We start from the raw sequence: 19,337 nt of genomic DNA, 5'->3' as shown, positions 1-19,337 counted from the left end.
GCCTGTGTCGATCCTCGTCAGTGCCTGGTGGAAAGCCGGTCCAGCAGCGGCCGGATGATGGTGCCGAACATCTTTGGATCGCCATAAGCGCGCGCCGACAGCATCGCGCCATGAACGGTCGCCATGAATCCCTCCGCCTCGACCCGTGCCGTGCTGGAGAGGTGGAGCCGCCCCTGCCGCTTGCCGCGTTCCATGACCGATGCCAGCCAGGATGACAGGACGCGGAAGTGCGCGCGGACTTCGAGCGCCACCTCCTCAGGCAGGACCGGAAGCTCGCTGGCAAGGAGCGCACATACGCAGAACGGGGCTGTCGCGTCCTTGATGCATGCCTCCCAATACCCCACGTAATTTCTGAGCTGCTCGGCGGGATCAGCGACATTGCGTTCGAGGGCCGACAACCCCGCCTGGGCCTCCTCGCGATAGCGAGCCACGAGGGTGCGGACCAGGTCAACCTTGCTGGCGAAATGGTGGTGGATGCTCGGCTTGCGGATGCCCACGACATCGGCGATGTCGGCGTAGCTGAAGCCGTTATAGCCGCCCGCGATGATCAACGTGCGGGCGCAGGCAAGAATGTCGTCGGCCGTGGATGAAGGCATGCTCATGGCAGGACATCTACCTTCCAGTTGGTAGACATTCAAGGCGGGGTGCATCAATGATCCGTGAGTGGTAGGAGCCTCCATGACCGTTCGTCCCCTGCTCCGCTATCCCGATCGTCGGCTGGCGATCGTCGCCCGTCCCCTCACCGCTTTCGACGACGGCTTGCGCGACCTCGCGCAGGATTTGCTCGACACGATGCGAGCCGCGCCCGGCATCGGCATCACCGCGCCGCATATCGGCGTGCTCTTGCGTGTCGTGGTGCTGGAGCTCGATGCCAGGGACGGCCCGCAGACCTATGTCAATCCGGAGATCACATGGGCCTCGCCCGAGATGATCCTGCACCGCGAAGGCAGCGTCTCGATGCCCGGGGTCAACGACGAGGTGCAGCGCCATGCGCGGGTACGGATCAGCTACCAGGATCTCGATGGCGACATGCACCGCGAGGAGTCGGAAGGTTTGCGCGCCGTGTGCCACCAGCACGAGATCGATCAGCTCGACGGCTTGTTCTGGATCCAGCGGCTGTCGCGGCTGAAGCGGGAACGGCTGGTGAAGAAATTCGAGAAATTGTCGCGAGGGTGAAATCCGGCGGCCCCACGTCGATCCCGGTTCCTGGAAGACTCCGCCACGTCGGCAGGACCGACGACGCCCCGTCGCGCGGCACACATCGCTTGATTTGAAAGAGGAACCTGACCGTCTGGGAAGTGGTCGCTGAGACCGACCTAACAATCATATCCGGAAGAAACCCGATCGCGCCGCCGCCGTTGGTCGGGGATGTCGGTGCGCACCCTCCAACCTGCCGTCGACGGCAGTGTCGGGGAACGTAACGTTCACGATATGAAAGCTCGACGCATGAATGTGACTCGATCGGAAGTCAGGGAACACCTCCTCGGCGTCTGGACGCTCGTCGAGTGGTCGGAGCAGCAGCCCGGCAAATCGAAGGCATATCCGCTCGGCGAACACGCGATCGGCAAGATCATCTACACTGCGGATGGGCATGTCTCGGCGCAGCTCGCCCGCAGAGGACGGCGATCGTTTCCGTCCGGCGACTGGCGCGATGCTGACAAGGACGACGCGGCACACGCGTTCCTGAGTTATTTCGGCTATTTCGGGACTTTCTCGATAGATACCGATCGGCACGTGATCACGCATCGCGTCGAGGGCTCCTGGTATCCCAATCTCGAACGTGATGACCAGCAACACCACTACCGGTTCGAGAACGGTCTGCTGGTGCTCGACGCGGAGACTGAACGGGGAACGGTCAGGATCGTCTGGCGGAGAGCGGCGGCGGCACGCGAGAAGACCAGAATCGTCGAGAGCGTACGAATCGCCGAACAGGCGGACACTCTGGCGCGGGGCATCGGCGCCTTTAGCGCCGTCGGCGAATGGCACCCAATGCTGACCAAGGTCACCAGCGAGGGTGAACGAAATGGCAGCCGCCGCATCGCCGAAGCGCGTGACGGCAGCCGGCAGACGGAACGTCTGCTCGAAGTCGCTCCCGACCATCGCGGCTATCGCTACCGGATCGATGAGACCGCGATGCCCGTTCGCGATTATGTCGCCGAGTTCCGCATTATTGACGATCGCGATGGCGCCAGCACCGTCCAGTGGTCGGTGCAGTTCGAGCTGACCATGCACGACGCGATGACCGCTGAAGGCATCCGCACCTTCATCAAGACCGGTCTCGACAGCATCGCGACCCGCTATGGCCGGGCAGCAGCCAAGGCTCGCAAGGAAACCACGAGGTTACGACGGTCCCAATCCACCTGTCGCACGAACGAACTCGAGGTCGCCTACGAGGTCTGTGGGCCCGCGGATGGGCGCCCGCTCGTCCTGGTCCACGGCTGGCCTGATGACGTGCGCTGTTGGGACAAGGTGATCGACAGACTCAGCGGCCGGAACTTCCGCATCTATGCGCCGTATTTGCGCGGCTCGGGCCCGACGCGATTCCTGCGTAGCAGCACCATGCGCAGCGGCGCTATTGCGGCACTCACGCTCGACCTGTCACAGTTCATAGACGTACTCGACCTCAACGATGTCGTGCTCGGCGGCTATGATTGGGGAGCACGGGCCGCCTACGGCGTGGCGGCTCTGTTCCCTCACCGCTTGGCCGGCGTCGTCGCTGCGGCTGCGGGCTATGCCACGGCCATTCCGGCGAGCCGGATGCCGCATGACCTGGCTCGCGCCTACTGGTACGAATGGTACGCCGCCACGAGCAACGGGCGGACCGCCTATCGCGACGATCGCAAACGGCTGTGCCGCTATCTGTGGCAAAGCTGGTCGCCGGCATGGCCGGACCGGGACGTCGAATTCGAGGCAGCTGCGAGCTCCCTCGACAATCCAGACTGGGCCGACATCAGCCTCCATGCCTACCGCCAGCGCTGGCGCGACGCGGAAGGGGCGCCGGACCATGAAGATGTCGAGCGCCGTCTGGCTGAGCCACCCACGATCAACGTTCCGACGATCATGCTGCAAGGTGCCGAGGATGGTGACAACCTCCCCGTCACGTCCGAGCACAAGGAGCGGTATTTCGGCAGCAGCTACGAACGACGCCTTCTTCCCGGCATCGGTCACTTCGTGCCGCGTGAAGCGCCCGATCGTTTCGCCGCGGCTATCCTCGACATCCCGAAATAGCCGGGCGCCAGAGTCTCCATCAGGACGACTGTCGGCGGACGCTCGACGAATGATCTCGAGGACAGGTCGAAGTAAGGAGAATGAGATGACGGCGAACTGGACTTTGCCCGAACGTTTCACTTACGAGGGGCATCGCATCGCTTGGGGCATGGTTGGCGAAGGGCCGCCCGCCATCCTCGCGCATGGCTCGCCATTCTCCTCGCTTGTATGGCGACGGATTGCGCCATGGCTCGCACGGCACCGCCGGGTGTTCTATTACGACTTGATCGGCTTTGGCCAATCCGACAAGCCGGACGCAGATGTCCTGCATGGCATTCAGAATCGACTATTCGCGACGCTCGTGAACTATTGGGGCATCGAGCGGCCGGACGTTGTCGCGCATGATTTTGGCGGTTCCGCTGCACTGCGCGCTCATCTCCTCGACCGTGTCGAGTATAGCAGCCTCGTATTGATCGATCCGGTCGCAATCAGCCCGCAAGGATCCGCGCTGGTGCAAGCAGCCAAGGCGCACCGAGAAGTATTTGCCGCGCTGCCTGCCTACATTCACGAAGCCATCCTGCGCGCCTATATCGGCGCTGCGGTGATGCACAGCTTGCGGGAGGAGGAAATGCGGCTCTACCTCGCGCCGTGGCTCGACGACGGGGGCAAGAAGGCGTTCTGGCGGCAGATCGCACAGATGGATGACAAGTACAGCAAGGACGTTGAAGGACGATATGATGAGATACGCTGCCCCGTAACGATCCTTTGGGGCGAGAAAGACCAGTTCATCCCGCTCAAGGACGGCGAAGAGCTCGTCCGACGCATTCCTGGCGCCCGGTTCATCGTCGTGCCGGACGCGAAGCATCTGGTGCAGGAGGACGCTCCCGAAGCAATCGTTGCGGCTGTCCTCGACGTCTGGCGCCAGAGGGCGAGGCCGTGACGGCATGTTCTGGATCCAGCGGCTGTCGCGGCTGAAGCGGGAATGGCTGGCTCCTGCGGCTCGAAGCGGCACTTGGCGTCCAACTGCTTGCAAGAACGACCCGCGGGGCTGCGCTCACGCAAGCCGGCATCACTTTCCGAGACCATGCCGCCAGGGTCGGCGCCGAGATCGATGCAGCGAGGGAGGCAGTTCTACCAGCCAGAGACTTGCGCGGCCGCTTGCGAGTTGCAGTGCCGCTTTCTTTCGACCCGATCCACTTCGCTCCCATCCTTGCGGAATGGGCCGGCGCCATCCTCATCTTCAGATCCAAACCTGCTACAGTGATCGGTTCGTCGATCTGATCGCAGAAGGATATGATTGCGCGATACGAGTTGGCTATCTTCAGGACTCCAATCTGATCGCAAGACTAACTTCGCTCCTCACGCCCAATTCGCGATCACCTCAAGCTCTCTTCCCGCTCGTTTTGGCGAGCGGAGCCTTGCGACGCGCTCGTTTGCCACGCGCGATCTCGGTGGCCAGTGCGTCCAGCTTCGGCTCCCAGAAATTCCTGAACTGACCGATCCACGCGTCGACCGCTTGCAGCCCGGCAACGTCGACCGAATAGAGCCGCCTTTGCGCCTCCGCCCGAACGCTGGCAAAGCCGCTCTCTCGCAGCACCTTGAGGTGCTGCGAGACGGCCGCCTGGGTAATGCCGAACTCGGCCCCGATCACCTCGACGACCTCGCCGGACGCCATTTCCCTGAGGCCGAGCAGCTCGAGGATGCGGCGGCGCACGGGATCGGCGAGGACTTCGAAGGCGTGCATCAGCTTCCTGTGCCGGGATGCGTGATATCGGGCGGCGTCTCGCCGCGATAGAATGCGATGGTGCGGTCCGAGCGCTCTTTCGCCGCGGCTGGATCGAACCCGCTCGCGACGTGCGCCGCACGCCAGGACTCCCCGCTGGTCGTCATGAAGTCCTTGCCCTCCGGCGAGCCCATCCACGCCTCGGCCGTCTCGTGGTCGACCGAAGCCCCGGTCGCAAGGTATCGGTCAAGTCCCGCAAGAGCGAGGTCCCAACCGATGCCCACCGCACCGGGGCCGAACTGATTCCAATGGTCCTCGATGATCGCGGTGTGCTCAAGCGTCAGGCGCGCCTGGCTTCGTTCCGCGCTCAGCCTGACGTCGATCCAGCTCGTGGCGCCACCGAATTCCCAGGTCGCGGCGAAATGCGTCGGCGGCGTACAGGCCGTGATGGTGCCGCCCGCATTGCCCTTGACCTGGTATCTTCCGCCGAGCTGGAGGTCTCCCTCGACCGGCGCAAACCAGCGCGGGATGCGCTCCCGGCTGGTCACGGCGTCCCAGAGATCGTCGACGCCGGTGTCGTAGAGCCGCGTCAGCGTCACCGTACTCGCCGGCTTGCCGTTTTTGTTGAAGCTCCTCACCGAGCGTGTCACGAGCCCCAAGACCCTGGCGACATCGATCTGCATGACGTTCCTCCTCGTTGCTGCGTGGAAGCGACGGATATCGATCGGCGCTAATATAAGTCAATACTTATACTAGATGATCCGCTGCGTCAAACCGCCTCGCGAGGTCATGCGAACCAAATGCCTGCTCGAGCGTCTATCGGTGCCCTCCCCACCCGCAGGCTTGGTCAAGACGGAAAGGAATTCATGAAAGTTTGCAAATTCGCCATCGCCGATGCTTCACTCGCACGCTCGCCGGGACAGGACGGCGACATCTTCGTCAGCAATATGGTCGACCAGCGTCACGGCGGACCGATTACGATCGGCTACGGCCGCTACGCCCCGAACCAGACTCTGGACGAGACGATGAAAGTCGACGATGTCATGATTGTGCTGGAGGGGAAGCTCTCGGTCACGAGCAACGGCAACACCGTCACCGCGGGGCCCGGCGAGATCGTCTACATGCCGAAGGGCGAGAGGGTCACCATCCGCTCGCACGAACAAGGCGCCCTCACCGCTTACGTCACCTACCCGCATTGGCAGGAGGGGTAACGCCTCCGCCTGGCCGCTGATAGCCCTACCCGCCCGCCATCAGCGCCTTTGCCAGTGCCATGTAGGCCGGCAGCGTCACCGGGTCGTTGGCGGCGTTGCCGGCCATGGGATGCGAGGCGTAGCGCGCGATGACCATCTCGGCCTTGGGATCGATATAGATGCCCTGGCCGTATACGCCGCGCGCCATGTAGGCGCCGTGCTCGTTGTGCGTGACCCACCATTGATTGCGATACGACGCGCCCGGTAGCGTGGTGTAGCCCGCCGGCTTGAACTTTTCGGGGTCGCCGCCACGTGCGATGTCCTCGACCGCCTGTGACGGCACGATCTGGCGGCCGTTGAAGCGGCCGTGATTGCGCATGGTCTCTCCGAAGCGGGCGAGATCGCGCAACGTCGTGGAGAGACCGCCGCCGCCGCTCTCCGTGCCGATGCGGTCGACATGATAGTGCGCGTCCTCCTCCGCACCCATCGGCTGCCAGATGCGCTCGGAGAGCAGGTCGGATAACGTCATGCCGCTGGTGCGGCGGCAGATCCAGGCGAGCACGTCGGTGTTGACGGTCTTGTAGGCAAACGCCTTGCCGTGCTCGCCTTGCTTCTTCTGCGCGACAAGGAAGTCGAAGATGGTGGTCGGGCCCGCATAATCAGGCGGGATCGGCGCCATGCCGTTGGCGCGCCGGAGGCCCCACACGTCCGAATTCTTGTCGGTGTAGATTTCGGTGTAGGCGAGCCCCGTGGTCATATCCATGACCTCGTGCACGCACGCGTCCCCAAACGCGCTGCTCTTCAACTCCGGCACATAGTCCGTGACGGGCGCCTGCGGATCGATCTTGCCCTCGGCAACCAGAATACCGGCGAGCACCCCGGTGAACGACTTCGTCACCGACATGGCGATATGCGGCTTGTGCGGCTTCAACGCGCCGAAATAGCGCTCATAGATCAGCCTGCCCCGATGCAGCACGGCGATGCCGTCGGTGTACGTTTCCTCCAGCATCTTTTCAAAGGTCATGGGCCGCCCGTCCATCGTGGTCGAGCCGACCGCACCGATGTCATGATCCTGGCGCGGCAACACCGACGCCGGCCCTGCTCCGCGCCAGACGTTCACGGTCGGCACCAGCTGGCGGATGTTGCTCCAGGCCCAGCGCAGCTCGGGGAAGCTGCGGAACGAGCCGTTCTGGAAGGTGATGGTGCGGTCGAGTGCCGGCGGGAAGCCGCGCATCCAGCCAAGGGTCTCGGGATCGGTGGAGGTGGCAGTGGCGGACAGTTGGCTGGCGGCGGTGGCGACGGACATGAAGGCGAGCTCCGGAGGGGACCATACGGATCACGTATCACGGGAGAGCGTGACGGACATCCGACGTTTATGCCGGGGGGCTAAGCGCGGTCAGGACGGCGGCAACGCGAAGGGCCTGGCCCCGCCAGGCACAGCGCTAACGGCCAGAAATCCCATTGGCCTCGTCGCAACGCCGTCGCGGCGGGTGATGCTCACATCGGCAGACCCAGGAACTTGAATGGCTCAGCCTCCTGGAAATTCGCGGTCGCATCGCCGGCAAAGGTACGCGACTGTTCGGGCCCGAGATCGAGCTTCTTCACATTTCCCTTCTCGGGTGAGAAATCGATTCCCTTGAGATCCACCCAGAATACATTCGGGGTCAGCACGGATTCGAAGAAGTACAGCTTGCGCTGATGGTCGGCGACGGTGCGCCACCGGGTCGAGGAAATGTTCGGTTGATCCGAGGTTGAAATGCCGAACGGCACGGACACGTTGCGGATCACGCTGAAGACGCTGGCCAAAGCGCGGTCGGGATTTTCGTCTTTCGGAATCGCATTGACGTAGAAGGACGCGCGCGCGAACCGATCTGCGGCGCGATTCGTGCCCGGCAGCATCACCGTGCCGCCGATCTCCTTCCAATATTCGTTCAGCGTCAGCTGCTGTTCGAAGGTCGGGGAATTGGTCATCACCTGGTACTTGCGATCGTGATGGATGACCGGCCGGCCATTGATGTATTCGACGATCGCGCTGTCACCCGTGGCGTCCGAAAGAGACAGGTGAAGCGTGGCGAGCAATTTCTGTCCGGGCACGTTGTCGGTGACGATCGTGAAAGGATTCGTCTCGAGTACCGCAACCGCATCCTGAACGGTGGCGAAATTGTCGAGCACGTATTGGGCCCAGGCGGCGATGGACAGGCCTGGCTTGCCGGGATCGAACTTCGGGTATTCGGACTCGGTGAGCCAGAGGACGTTGGCGACCAGTCCCGCCTCGTTCATGCCGTCCGACGTCGAAACCTCGTAAGCGGAGGCAACAACGCTGCCGAATTTGGACGTCCATTTCAGCGAGTTCGGCCCGACCTCCCCGCTGCGCGCCATGCCTCTCGGGAAGATCCAGAGATTGGTCGGCATCTCAAAGCGCCAGTCCATCGACCGCGCAGTGACGACCTGATTGTTGGCGCCGAGATAAACCAGCCGCGTACAAGCGAGCGAGAGCGATGGCGCGATGGCGATCACAGCCGCCAGGCTCGCCGAGAAAATGCGCGATAGGGCCAGACTCTTCATTGTCATCGACCTCGCAACGCCGCTTGAACGGACCGGAACACGCTACCAGCTTCGAGGATCGTCACAATGACGTAGGTCAAAGTCCGTTCTGCTCGCGTTGCTTGCCGCGGCTTCGACACGCCAATCGATCGGCAGCTTCTACCCCGCCTTCAGCAGCCATCGGATCGGCATAGCAATCGCCAGCAGCGTGATCACACCTGCCGCCCACAGCGCCACGAACCACAACAGCTGCCTCCAGGTTCGAGACACTCGCAGCATCAGTGATACCCCTCACCGTGCCGCACCTTGCCGCGAAATATCCAGTAGACGTAGCCCGTATAGACAAGGATCACCGGCACCAGCACCGCCGCGCCGACGAGCAGGAACAACTGGCTGCTGGGATGCGTGGCTGCCTGCCAGATCGTGATGGAGGGAGGCACGATCATCGGCCACATGCTGATGCCAAGCCCGATATAGGAAAGCACGAAAAAGCCAAGCGCGCACAGGAACGGCACCACATCCTCGCCCTTGCCGAGCGCGCGGTGAAAGCGCCATGCCAGCAGCGCCAGGAGAACTGGCACAGGCGCTGCGTAAAGCATGTTTGGCAGCGTCAGCCATCGCGCGCGGAACGGCGGGCTTTGGATGACCATCATCACCGATATGAGGGCGATGAATCCGAGCGTCGCAAAGCCGAGAACGCGTGCATAGCTGCGGCAGCGTGCCTGAAGCGCGCCCTCGGTCTTCCAGATCAGCCAGCACGCGCCGAGCAGGCCATAGCCGACGACGAGGGCAACACCGGTCAGAACCGAGAAAGGCGTCAGCCAATCCCACCAGCCGCCGGCGTAGGCACGCCCTTCCACGCGAATGCCCTGCACGATGGCGCCGAGGCAGACGCCCTGGAGGAACGCGGCGGCAAAGCTGCCCCACGAGAAGGCGCGGTCCCACCATAGCTCACCGGCAGAAGTCCGCGCCCGAAACCGCATTTCGAAGGCCACCCCGCGAAACACCAATGCGAGCAGCATCAGAATGAGAGGCATGTAAAGCGCGGGAAAAATCGTCGCGTAGGCCAACGGAAACACAGCGAACAATCCGCCGCCCCCCAGGACGAGCCAGGTTTCGTTGCCATCCCAGACTGGCGCCACGGAATTGACCATGACATCGCGGTCGGCTCTCGCCGCCTCGGCTGGAAACAGGATGCCCACGCCAAGGTCGAAGCCGTCCATCACCACGTAGAGCAACACGGCCGTGGCGATCAGCAGGGCCCAGATCAGTGTGAGATCGATGCTCATGGCCTGATCCCCGCTTGCCGCGGCTCTGCTCTGTGCGTCTCCGGCGCCAGGTCTATCAAGGCTGGCGCCGGCGTAATGCCGGCGGTGCGGACCGGCTGGCCCTGTGGCGGTCCGTGCTCGCCGGCTTCAGGCGTCTGGCGGAAGAGATGAAACAGATAGGCGATACCTGCGCCGAACACGACGAAGTACACGACGACGAATGCGGCGAGCGATGCGGCGACCGCCGGCGCGGCGATCGGCGAGATGCTATCGGCGGTCCTCAGGAGTCCATAAACGGTGAAAGGCTGTCGTCCGGCCTCTGTCACCGTCCATCCGGCGGTCACCGCGATCAGCCCGGACGGCCCCATGGCCACGGCAAAGCGGTGGAGCCATGGCGCGTCATAGAGCCTGTTGCGCCGACGCAGCCACAGCGACGCCATGCCCAGCACGATCATCAAAATCCCCAGACCGACCATGATGCGGAACGCCCAGAAGACGAGTGGGATGTTGGTCGGCCATGTATCTTTCGGGAAAGCTTTGAGTCCCTTGACCTCTCCATCAAGGCTGTGCGTGAGGTAAAGACTCGCGAAGGCGGGAATGGCAATCTGGCCGCGAGTCACGCCGGCATCGGCATCCGGCATGCCGAACAGGATGGAAGGCGCGCGGCGCTCGGTTTCGAAGTGACCTTCCATGGCGGCGACCTTGGTGGGCTGGTGGTGGTACGAATTCACGCCATGCAGATCGCCGATCAGGAGCTGGAGCGGGGCCACGATCGCGGCCATCCACATCGCCATCGAAAACATGATGCGAGCGCGTTCGTTCATCCTGTCCCGCAGGAGATGCCAGGCGCCCACGGCGCCCACGATCATCGCAGTCGTCAGGTAAGCCGCCGTGACCGTATGGGCGAAACGGTAGGGGAACGACGGATTGAAGATGATCGCGAGCCAGCTCTCGGGAATGAACTGTCCGTCCTGACTCGTCGCATGTCCCACCGGCGTTTGCATCCAGGAATTGGCCGCTAAAATCCAGAAGGCCGAGAGCAAGGTGCCGCCCGCGACGAAGCAGGTCGCGACAAAATGCAGGCGCGGACCAACGCGGCCAAGGCCGAACAGCATGACCCCGAGAAAGCCGGCCTCCAGAAAGAATGCCGTCAGCACCTCATAGCCAAGGAGCGGCCCCAGAACCGGTGATGTCTTGTCGGCAAACACGGACCAGTTCGTCCCGAACTGGTATGACATGACCAGACCGGACACGACGCCCATGGCGAAGGCGACGGCGAAGATCTTCAGCCAATAGCGATAGGTATCGAGATAGGCGCCGCGGCCCGTCCACAACCACAGACCTTCGAGCACCGCAAGATAGCTCGCTAGCCCGATCGTGAAGGCCGGAAACAGGAAGTGCCAGACCACCGTGAAGGCGAACTGAAACCGCGCAAGATTCAACGCGCTGGGCAGTAAGTCGGACATAGCTCCGCCCCCGACATCAATTGCGGCCCGCAGCTAACGCTTTCAACCTGCGGTGGTTCCAGCTGCCTCGATCATCTGACGTCGAGGGCTTGAGCGTTCTGCGGGCACTGTCCCTGGACGATATCGTTGGCACAATACGGTCTCAATATGCCTGAATGTCCTACCCCGCGGTCTGCAGCCGACGAGCTGCGAGCGCACTCGAGGCCGGCACAAACTTCTTGGCTGTCCCGTTCGGGGAGCATCGCGAGGTTGCGAAGGCTCCGCCGAGTTGGGAAGGCAAGATCCGCCCTTGCGCAAGACGATCTCAATCAAGATGCCTTGGTCGGCTCGGACATTGTTATCCGGTTTTTGACGCTCGGACGCTCCTGCATCCTTGCATACCATGCCAAGAGAGCCTCGCACTCCACCGGCACCGGCACGCTCACGAGTCCCGCGAAGATCAAGCCGCCTATGAGGGTGATATCGGCCATCGTGAACGCCTCGCCGGCGACGAACGGCTGTTCTTTCAGAATGCCGTCAAAGTAGTGCATCCCCCTGAGCGCCTTGTCGCGCTGGCGGAATCCCCATTCGGGATTCTGATAGATCTCGACATGAGGCCCAAGGCCCGGCGTGGCGTGGTGGAAATAGACACTGATAGCGTCGAGCAGCTCCAGTTCGGCGCGCTTGCTCATCATGTGAATCACGCCCTTTTCGCGCGGGGTCCTGCCGGTCAGCGTCGGCGCGCCATCGAGCGCATCAAGGTACTCGGTAATTGCCGTGCACTCGCCAATGAAGGTCCCGTCGTCGAGTTCGAGCACCGGCAGGGTGCCGGAGTAGTTCTTGGCGAGGAATTCGGGCGTCTTGTGCTCGCCCTTGTAGAGATCGACCAACACGAACTGCACGTGCGACGACAGGTTCTTTTCGGCCAAGGCGATGCGAACGCGGGCCGGATATGGTCCAGTTGGCCAATCGTAAATCTTCATCACGACTCCTATGTTATCTACCTGTCACTTGGTAGGCCCGATATGAAGTCTTCCAATTCGGCGGGTCAAGTCCTACCTGTCACTTGGTAGATAACGAAGCAGTGAGACGACGTAGTGAGTTCAAGCGCTCGGGAAGCCATCTTGGCGGCAGCAAAGCGGACCGCGCAGGCGCACGGCTATGGCGGCCTGAATTTCCGCGATCTCGCGGACGAGGTCGGGATCAAGGCCGCCAGCATCTACCACCATTTCCCAAGCAAGGCCGATCTCGGCGTGGCCGTCGCACGGCGCTACTGGGAGGACACCGCCGCCCAACTCGAGGCGATGCTGGCAGAAACCGCCGATCCTGTCCGCTGCCTGCGTCGATATCCCGATGTGTTTCGCAAAGCGCTCGAGAACGACAATCGCATGTGCCTCTGCAGCTTCATGTCCGCGGAAATCGAGGACCTGCCGGGCGCAGTGAAGAAGGAGGTCCAGACATTTGCCGACGTCAACGTGGCGTGGCTGAGCAAGCTGTTGGTGGCTGCGGGCGTGGTCAGTTCGAGAAAGAGCGAACAGCGGGCTCGCGCCATTTTCGCCGCCATCGCCGGCGCGCAGCTGATGGCAAGGAGCCGCTCCGATATTTCGCTCTACGACACGACGATCGACAACTATCGCGCCGCGGGTCTGCTGCCGGCGTAGATGGTGCCGACATCAGACCGCTGGGGCGGCGACGCCCTACTCCCACTCGATCGTCCCAGGTGGCTTGCTGGTCACGTCATACACCACCCGGTTCACGCCCTTCACCTCGTTGATGATGCGCGTCGCGGTCTCGCCTAGGAACTTCATGTCGAACTGGTAGAAGTCCGCGGTCATGCCGTCGGTGGAGGTGACGGCGCGGAGGCCCACGACGTAGTCGTAGGTGCGGCCGTCGCCCATGACGCCGACGGTTTTCACCGGGAGCAGCACGGCGAAGGCCTGCCAGATCTCGTCGTAGAGGCCGTGCTTCCTGATCTGGTCGATGTAGACGGCGTCCGCCTTGCGCAGGATGTCGAGCTTGTCGCGGGTGATGTCGCCGGGGCAGCGGATGGCGAGGCCCGGGCCCGGGAACGGGTGGCGGCCGACGAAGATTTCGGGGAGGCCGAGCTCGCGCCCGAGCTTGCGCACCTCGTCCTTGAACAGCTCGCGCAGGGGCTCGACGAGCTTCATGTTCATGCGCTCGGGCAAACCGCCGACATTGTGGTGCGACTTAATGGTGACTGAAGGTCCGCCGGTGAAGGAGACGCTCTCGATCACGTCGGGATAGAGCGTGCCCTGCGCCAGGAAATCGGCGCCGCCGATCTTCTTGGCCTCAGTTTCGAACACCTCGATGAAGAGGCGGCCGATGGTCTTGCGCTTGGCTTCGGGATCGGTTACGCCTTCGAGTTCGCCAAGGAACTGCTTGGAGGCATCCACGTGGACGAGCGGGATGTTGTAGTGGTGGCGGAAGAGGTCGACGACCTGCTCGGCCTCGTTGAGGCGCATCAATCCGTGATCGACGAAGACACAGGTGAGCTGGTCGCCGATGGCTTCGTGGATCAGCACGGCCGCAACGGCTGAATCGACGCCGCCGGAGAGGCCGCAGATCACCCTGCCCTTGCCGACCTGCGCGCGGATCTTGGCGATCTCCTCCTCGCGGAAGGCGCGCATGGTCCAGTCGCCGGTGAGGCCGGCGATCTTGCGCACGAAGTTGCGGATGAGTTTCGCGCCGTCGGGCGTGTGCACCACTTCGGGGTGGAACATCAGGCCGTAATATTTGCGCGTCTCGTCCTGGATGATCGCGAACGGGGCGTTCGGCGAGGTGCCGGCGACGGAGAAGCCCGGCGGCATCCTGGTGATGCGATCGCCATGGCTCATCCAGACCTGGTTCTTGCTGCCGGAGGACCAGACATCCTCGTACAGCTTGCTCTCGGCCTTCACCTCGACGTCGGCGCGGCCGAACTCGCGGTGATGACCGCCCTCGACCTCGCCGCCCAGCTGGGCTGCCATCGTCATCTGGCCGTAGCAGATGCCCATCACGGGCACGCCGGAATCGAAGATCAATTGCGGCGCGCGGGGCGAGCCGGCCTCGTGCACCGATTCCGGGCCGCCGGACAGGATCACCGCTTTCGGTTTCATCTCCTCGAAGGCGGCTTCGGCCTTGTTGAACGGGACGATCTCGCAATAGACGCCGTCCTCGCGCACGCGACGCGCGATCAGCTGCGTCACCTGGCTGCCGAAGTCGACGATGAGAATCTTGTCGTGCGCCGAGGCCACCGGGGGCGTCGACGCGGAGCGGTCGTTCTGTGCTGCTGTCATGGCCAGCAGATACGCTGGCGCGGCCCGGGCCGCAACCGCGCACGCGGCGCGCCCACATGCTTCTTTGGGCATGGACAAACGCAGATACGTCAGTATTATTGACCTATTATGCCCCGCACCTCAAACAGGGGCAGATCAGGGAGAATGCCATGTCACAGCATCATCAGCCATCGTCGCTGGCCGCGCTCGGCCGGACCTGGGTCGAGGCCTGGAATACCGGCGATCTCGAGCGCGTGCTTGCGCTCTATGACGAGGCGGCCGTGATGACCTCGGACCGCATCCCCGCGCTGGGGTTCGACGCCAGCGGAACGTTGCGCGGCAAGGAAAGCTTGCGGGCCTATTGGGGCAAGGCGCTGGGGCTGCTGCCGGAGCTGCACTTTTCGCTGATCGATGTGTTCGTCAGTCCGGACAGCGTGGTGGTGTTCTACGAGAACGAGCGGGGGAAGAAGATCTGCGAATATCTGCGGGTGAACGACGCCGGGCTGATCGTGCAGGGCTCGGCGAATCATTTGCCCCATTGATCCGCCTGCGCCGCGCCATCAGCGCTTGCGCGCCCCGACCTTTCGCACCTTCGTGTCGGACCACGTGAGCGGCCGCCCGGTTCGCGACGGCAGCACCAGTTGCCCAACCGGCTGGCCTGCCTGGTCCACCAGGTCGGAATGCGCCTCGCCGCGCGCATAGAGATGCGCCTCGCCCCATTGGCGCAAACCGACGATGACAGGAAACAAGTCGTGTCCCCGCCGCGTCAGCGCGTATTCCTGATACGCGCTGCCGTCGGAAGCCGGAACCAGTTCGAGCACGTCGAGCTCGACCAGCTTGCGCAGGCGCGTGCTGAGCATGCCCTTGGCAATGCCGAGGTTCTTCTGGAAATCGCCGAACCGGCGCAGCCCGTCGAAGGCATCGCGCACGATCAGGAGCGACCACCAGTCGCCGATTGCATCGAGCGCGCGCGCCACCGGGCAGTCGGCCTCGGAAAAGCCTGTCCGCTTCATGCTCCCATTCCAATCTGGTTCTAAAATAAGACTAGACAGCGCCGCACGCAACTGGTCCTATGATGAGACTAGATAGGCCGTGCCGGAGATGAAAGATGACAAACAATGACCTCGCCAGAGGCCACCCGAAGACTGGTGCCGGGCCGGCCGGGCACGGGCTTTCTTCCGCGATGGCGCTGCTGCTCGCGCTGGCTTGCGGCCTCAGCGTCGCCAACATCTACTTCGCCCAGCCACTGCTCGACGCGATGGCCGAGGACCTCGGCATCGCTCCCGCAGCGATCGGCATGGTCGTGACCTTCACCCAGATCGGCTACGCCCTCGGCCTGATCGTGATCGTGCCGCTCGGCGACCTCTGGGATCGCCGGCGCCTGATCGCCGGCCAGATTGCACTCTCAGCGACCGGCCTCGTGGTCGTCGGCACCGCATCGCACACCGCGGTCCTGCTCGCGGGACTGACGCTGGTCGGCGTGCTTGCCGTCGTCGTGCAAATCCTCGTCGCCTTTGCCGCGACGCTCGCGACGCCGGACGGCCGGGGCCGCGCCATCGGGACAGTGACCAGCGGCGTCGTCGGGGGAATCCTGCTTGCGCGCTTCGCCTCGGGCGCGCTGGCCGATATCGGCGGCTGGCGCACGGTCTACCTGGTTTCGGCCGGCCTCATGCTCGCCATGGCCATCCTGCTGTTGCGAGTCCTGCCCCGCGGTCCGCACGCGGCCATGGCCGGCTCGTCGTATCTGTCGCTGTTGCGCTCGACGGCGGCGCTGTTCGCCGAGGAGCCGATCCTGCGCGAGCGCGCCCTGTTCGCGTTCCTGATCTTTGCCGATCTCAGCGTGTTCTGGACGTCGATCGTGCTGCCGCTTTCGGCGCCCCCTTTCACGCTGTCGCACACGGCGATCGGACTGCTCGGGGTCGCCGGCTTCGCCGGAGCGCTCGGTGCGCGCAATGCCGGCCGTCTCGCCGACCTCGGATGGGCCCAACGCACCACCGGACTGTCGCTGATGCTGATGCTCGCCGCATGGGGCGCGATCGCCTGCCTGCATGTCTCGCTCTGGTTCGTCGTCGCAGGCGTGATCATGCTGGATCTCGGGCTGCAGGCCGTGCATGTGACCAGCCAGAGCCTGATTGTGGCCGCCCGTCCCGACGCAGCAAGCAGGCTGGTCGGGGGCTACATGGTGTTCTACTCGATCGGCAGCGCGGCCGGCGGAATCGCGGCAACCATGGTGTATGCGATGATGGGCTGGGGCGGCGTTTGCATGCTGGGCTCCGGCATCAGCGCCGCCGCTCTGCTGGTCTGGGTCATCAACGCGAGCAGGCTGCAAGAGGCGGCCGGCTGTGCGCTGACGCCCTCGCCGCCCAGGTAAAGTGCACGACCCGGACATCGGCATAGGCTACCAAGCGATGCACCGCATCAAGGCAGAATCCTTCCATGAAACTCCCCACCTCCCCCTTTACCGTCACCGACTGGAGCCGGATCGAGGCAACCACGCATCCCGGCGAGAGCGGTGAGGCCAAGTGGCGCACGCTCAACATCGGCGATCTCCGGGTGCGGATGGTGGAATATTCGCCGGGCTATCTCGCCGATCATTGGTGCGATCGCGGCCACGTGCTCTACGTGCTGAAGGGCGAGCTCGACTCCGAGCTGCGCGACGGGCGCAAATTCAAGCTGACGGCAGGCATGAGCTACCAGGTCTCGGATTTCGGCGACGCCGCACACCGGTCCTCGACGGCCACCGGCGCCACGCTATTCATCGTGGACTGACGCGCCGGACGGTTTATTTGCACCGCAAAATAGCAAATAGGCGCGACATCCCGAACCGCGGGTGGTGCCTTGAAGTGGCCCCAAATTCTCGCTATATTGTGATCATCGATACTTGGCCGAACGACTGGGCCGCTTCGCTTCGTTACAGACGGGCGCGCACGCTTCAGATGACTTCTCCAAAAATCGACTGAACAGGATCATGGGCGCAGCGACGCGTACCGGTCCGCGTGCGTACCATCTCTAACAAAGGAAATACCCATGGCTATGGGCACCGTGAAGTGGTTCAACACCCAAAAGGGTTATGGTTTCATCCAGCCGGACGACGGCCAGAAGGACGTGTTCGTGCACATCAGCGCGGTCGAGCGCGCCGGCCTCTCCACCCTCAACGAGGGCCAGAAGGTCTCGTTCGACATCGTCGCCGACCGCCGCAGCGGCAAGTCGTCGGCTGACAATCTCCGCGTCGGCTAACAGCCCACGCAACAGCGCTTCTGACCACGGACGTACCGGCAGAAGCGCCAGAGTTAGAAAGCCCCGCGACCGGGATCCGGTCCGCGGGGCTTTTGTTTGCTCCGGAATGACGGCCTTGATCAGGCCGTCTTCCGCAGCACCGAGACGAAAAACCCATCCGTGCCGGTTCGTCGCGGTGTCATCAGCCAGCCCTCGGGCGATTGCAGCGCGGCGTCCGCGAAGGCCTCCGCCTTGTCCCAGAGCACGCTGGCGGTCTGCTCCGGCGGCACGACCGCGAATTCTGGATGACGCGCGACGAACGCCCTCACCTGCTCGCCGTTCTCTTCCGCCAGCACCGAGCAGGTGATGTAGGCGATGCGGCCGCCTGGCTTCACCAGCGGCACCGCACGCGCGAGCACCTCGGCCTGGTCGCGCCGGCGGATCTCCAGCGCGCCCGGGCGCATCCGCCATTTGGCATCGGGGTTGCGACGCCAGGTGCCGGTTCCCGTGCAGGGGGCGTCGATCACGACGAGGTCGGCCGAGGCGCGAATGTCCGCCAGCGGATCGGCCTCGCCCTTGGGCGTGCGAACGTCGGCATTGTGGACGCCGGCGCGCGACAGCCGCTCGTGGATCGGGGCGAGCTGGCGCTTGTCGCTGTCGGTCGCGATCAGCCGTCCCTTGCCCTGCAACATGGCCGCGAGCGCCAGCGTCTTGCCGCCGGCGCCGGCGCAGAGATCGATCACCTGCTCGCCGGGTTTTGCCGCGGTAAACTGTGCCGCAAGCTGCGATCCTTCATCCTGCACTTCAATGGCGCCCTTGATGAAAGCCTCTTCCGCCTGGATGCCGGGATTGCGCGCATCGGCCGAAAGCTCGATGCGCAGGCCCGTTGCCGACCACGGCGTCGGTTTCGCATGAAGATGAGCAAGCGCGTGCAGCACCTTGTCGCGATTGGACTTTAGCGTGTTGACGCGCAAATCGAGCGGCGCCCGGCTCGCCATCGCGGCGGCTTCCGCCGCGCGGTCGTCACCGAACACTTTTGCCAGATGCGGATCGAGCCATTCGGGATAGTCGCCGGCGACCGCGGCCGGCGCGTCCTCGAGGGAGCGCGCGGCGAGCGCGGCCTGCTCGGCCTCGGTCAGCGGCGCCGGCGCGAAACGGCTGCCGTCGAACAGCGCGGCCATGGTGGCCGTGTCCATATTGCGCTCGAGGCGGAGCATGCCGATCAGCCGCGCGCGCGCGGTATCGGAATCCATCAGGAACGCGCTCGAGGCGTAGCGGCGCAGCACGTCCCAGACGAGACCGGCGATCGCGGCGCGGTCGCCCGAGCCGGCGAAGCGGTGCGCGGTGCCCCACTCCTTGAGCGCCTTGGCCGCGGGCACGCGGTCCCTCTCGATGGTGTCGATCAGTTCGATGGCTGCGGACAGCCGGGCAGCGGGGGTCATTTGAATTCTTTCAAGCGGCGCAAGCGC

At 63.9% G+C, this 19,337-nt stretch carries 20 protein-coding genes and 2 pseudogenes; 11 read left to right on the top strand and 11 right to left on the bottom strand.

Annotation, left to right across the window (positions count from 1 at the left end):
• Positions 1-17: 17 nt before the first annotated feature.
• Positions 18-602, bottom strand: a complete 585-nt coding sequence (locus tag ABIG06_RS28180; protein ID WP_370140922.1) for a TetR/AcrR family transcriptional regulator — start codon at positions 600-602, stop codon at positions 18-20.
• Positions 603-678: 76 nt separating this feature from the next.
• Here ABIG06_RS28180 and ABIG06_RS28175 point away from each other — a divergent pair, with 76 nt between their 5' ends.
• The 4 genes and pseudogenes from ABIG06_RS28175 to ABIG06_RS28160 all read left to right on the top strand — a co-directional run.
• Positions 679-1,176 (top strand): peptide deformylase, encoded by a 498-nt coding sequence (locus tag ABIG06_RS28175; protein ID WP_370139401.1) that lies wholly within the window; start codon positions 679-681, stop codon positions 1,174-1,176.
• 192 nt (positions 1,177-1,368) lie between these two features.
• Positions 1,369-3,228: an alpha/beta fold hydrolase gene (locus ABIG06_RS28170; protein WP_370139400.1), complete on the top strand. Its 1,860-nt coding sequence runs from the start codon at positions 1,369-1,371 to the stop codon at positions 3,226-3,228.
• A gap of 85 nt (positions 3,229-3,313) precedes the next feature.
• Complete coding sequence (locus tag ABIG06_RS28165; RefSeq protein WP_370139399.1) at positions 3,314-4,147, top strand: alpha/beta fold hydrolase; 834 nt, start codon at positions 3,314-3,316, stop codon at positions 4,145-4,147.
• A 50-nt stretch (positions 4,148-4,197) separates the two neighbouring features.
• A pseudogene (locus ABIG06_RS28160) lies at positions 4,198-4,553 on the top strand (LysR family transcriptional regulator); the annotation flags it as partial.
• Positions 4,554-4,588: 35 nt separating this feature from the next.
• Here the strand turns inward: ABIG06_RS28160 and ABIG06_RS28155 are convergent.
• Together ABIG06_RS28155 and ABIG06_RS28150 are read right to left on the bottom strand one after the other, a co-directional pair.
• A complete protein-coding gene (locus ABIG06_RS28155) occupies positions 4,589-4,951 on the bottom strand; it encodes an ArsR/SmtB family transcription factor (protein WP_124158827.1) in 363 nt (120 codons plus the stop codon).
• Entirely contained in the window at positions 4,951-5,613 is a 663-nt protein-coding gene (locus tag ABIG06_RS28150; RefSeq protein WP_370139398.1) for an SRPBCC family protein, read from the bottom strand. Before ABIG06_RS28150 ends, ABIG06_RS28155 begins: the two co-directional genes overlap by 1 nt.
• Positions 5,614-5,796: 183 nt before the next feature.
• Between ABIG06_RS28150 and ABIG06_RS28145 the strand changes: the two genes are divergently transcribed.
• The gene (locus ABIG06_RS28145; RefSeq protein WP_124158825.1) at positions 5,797-6,141 is read left to right on the top strand and encodes a cupin domain-containing protein; all 345 of its coding nucleotides are present in this window, start codon (positions 5,797-5,799) and stop codon (positions 6,139-6,141) included.
• Positions 6,142-6,166: 25 nt separating this feature from the next.
• On the opposite strand, the gene ABIG06_RS28140 is transcribed toward ABIG06_RS28145, so the two are convergent.
• From ABIG06_RS28140 to ABIG06_RS28125, 4 genes are all read right to left on the bottom strand, one after another.
• Positions 6,167-7,426 carry a serine hydrolase domain-containing protein gene (locus tag ABIG06_RS28140; RefSeq protein ID WP_124158824.1) on the bottom strand — a complete coding sequence of 420 codons (1,260 nt, stop codon included), beginning with the start codon at positions 7,424-7,426 and terminating at the stop codon, positions 6,167-6,169.
• Positions 7,427-7,617: 191 nt separating this feature from the next.
• Complete coding sequence (locus ABIG06_RS28135; RefSeq protein WP_370139397.1) at positions 7,618-8,685, bottom strand: linear amide C-N hydrolase; 1,068 nt, start codon at positions 8,683-8,685, stop codon at positions 7,618-7,620.
• Positions 8,686-8,942: 257 nt separating this feature from the next.
• Positions 8,943-9,953 (bottom strand): cytochrome d ubiquinol oxidase subunit II, encoded by a 1,011-nt coding sequence (gene cydB, locus ABIG06_RS28130; RefSeq protein ID WP_370139396.1) that lies wholly within the window; start codon positions 9,951-9,953, stop codon positions 8,943-8,945.
• Positions 9,950-11,398 carry a cytochrome ubiquinol oxidase subunit I gene (locus ABIG06_RS28125; protein WP_370139395.1) on the bottom strand — a complete coding sequence of 483 codons (1,449 nt, stop codon included), beginning with the start codon at positions 11,396-11,398 and terminating at the stop codon, positions 9,950-9,952. Before ABIG06_RS28125 ends, cydB begins: the two co-directional genes overlap by 4 nt.
• A gap of 188 nt (positions 11,399-11,586) precedes the next feature.
• On the opposite strand from ABIG06_RS28125, the pseudogene ABIG06_RS28120 reads away from it, so the two are divergent.
• Positions 11,587-11,679: pseudogene (locus ABIG06_RS28120) on the top strand (NADP oxidoreductase coenzyme); the annotation flags it as partial.
• Between the two features lie 27 nt (positions 11,680-11,706).
• On the opposite strand, the gene ABIG06_RS28115 reads toward ABIG06_RS28120, so the two are convergent.
• Entirely contained in the window at positions 11,707-12,360 is a 654-nt protein-coding gene (locus tag ABIG06_RS28115) for a glutathione S-transferase (protein ID WP_124159072.1), read from the bottom strand.
• A gap of 114 nt (positions 12,361-12,474) precedes the next feature.
• On the opposite strand from ABIG06_RS28115, the gene ABIG06_RS28110 reads away from it, so the two are divergent.
• Positions 12,475-13,038, top strand: coding sequence for a TetR/AcrR family transcriptional regulator (locus ABIG06_RS28110; RefSeq protein ID WP_370139394.1), 564 nt, complete (start codon positions 12,475-12,477; stop codon positions 13,036-13,038).
• 36 nt (positions 13,039-13,074) lie between these two features.
• On the opposite strand, the gene guaA is transcribed toward ABIG06_RS28110, so the two are convergent.
• Entirely contained in the window at positions 13,075-14,673 is a 1,599-nt protein-coding gene (guaA, locus tag ABIG06_RS28105) for a glutamine-hydrolyzing GMP synthase (RefSeq protein ID WP_370139393.1), read from the bottom strand.
• A gap of 149 nt (positions 14,674-14,822) precedes the next feature.
• Between guaA and ABIG06_RS28100 the strand changes: the two genes are divergently transcribed.
• Positions 14,823-15,194 carry a nuclear transport factor 2 family protein gene (locus ABIG06_RS28100; RefSeq protein ID WP_370139392.1) on the top strand — a complete coding sequence of 124 codons (372 nt, stop codon included), beginning with the start codon at positions 14,823-14,825 and terminating at the stop codon, positions 15,192-15,194.
• A gap of 18 nt (positions 15,195-15,212) precedes the next feature.
• Here ABIG06_RS28100 and ABIG06_RS28095 read toward each other — a convergent pair whose 3' ends face one another.
• Complete coding sequence (locus tag ABIG06_RS28095; protein WP_370139391.1) at positions 15,213-15,665, bottom strand: winged helix-turn-helix transcriptional regulator; 453 nt, start codon at positions 15,663-15,665, stop codon at positions 15,213-15,215.
• Positions 15,666-15,760: 95 nt separating this feature from the next.
• On the opposite strand from ABIG06_RS28095, the gene ABIG06_RS28090 reads away from it, so the two are divergent.
• The 3 genes from ABIG06_RS28090 to ABIG06_RS28080 all read left to right on the top strand — a co-directional run bounded on the left by ABIG06_RS28090 (position 15,761) and on the right by ABIG06_RS28080 (position 17,889).
• On the top strand, positions 15,761-17,023 hold the full coding sequence (locus ABIG06_RS28090; protein ID WP_370139390.1) for an MFS transporter: 1,263 nt from the start codon (positions 15,761-15,763) through the stop codon (positions 17,021-17,023).
• A 65-nt stretch (positions 17,024-17,088) separates the two neighbouring features.
• A complete protein-coding gene (locus tag ABIG06_RS28085; RefSeq protein ID WP_194387789.1) occupies positions 17,089-17,421 on the top strand; it encodes a DHCW motif cupin fold protein in 333 nt (110 codons plus the stop codon).
• A gap of 258 nt (positions 17,422-17,679) precedes the next feature.
• Positions 17,680-17,889 carry a cold-shock protein gene (locus ABIG06_RS28080; protein WP_015686739.1) on the top strand — a complete coding sequence of 70 codons (210 nt, stop codon included), beginning with the start codon at positions 17,680-17,682 and terminating at the stop codon, positions 17,887-17,889.
• 119 nt (positions 17,890-18,008) lie between these two features.
• Here the strand turns inward: ABIG06_RS28080 and ABIG06_RS28075 are convergent, their stop codons facing one another.
• A complete protein-coding gene (locus ABIG06_RS28075) occupies positions 18,009-19,310 on the bottom strand; it encodes an RsmB/NOP family class I SAM-dependent RNA methyltransferase (RefSeq protein WP_370139389.1) in 1,302 nt (433 codons plus the stop codon).
• Positions 19,311-19,337: the final 27 nt, after the last annotated feature.

Origin of the sequence: Bradyrhizobium sp. USDA 326, from assembly GCF_049739485.1 — a bacterium.
GTDB lineage: Bacteria > Pseudomonadota > Alphaproteobacteria > Rhizobiales > Xanthobacteraceae > Bradyrhizobium.
The sequence above is the reverse complement of the archived record's forward strand: the minus strand, read 5'-3'. Positions and strand labels throughout refer to the sequence as shown.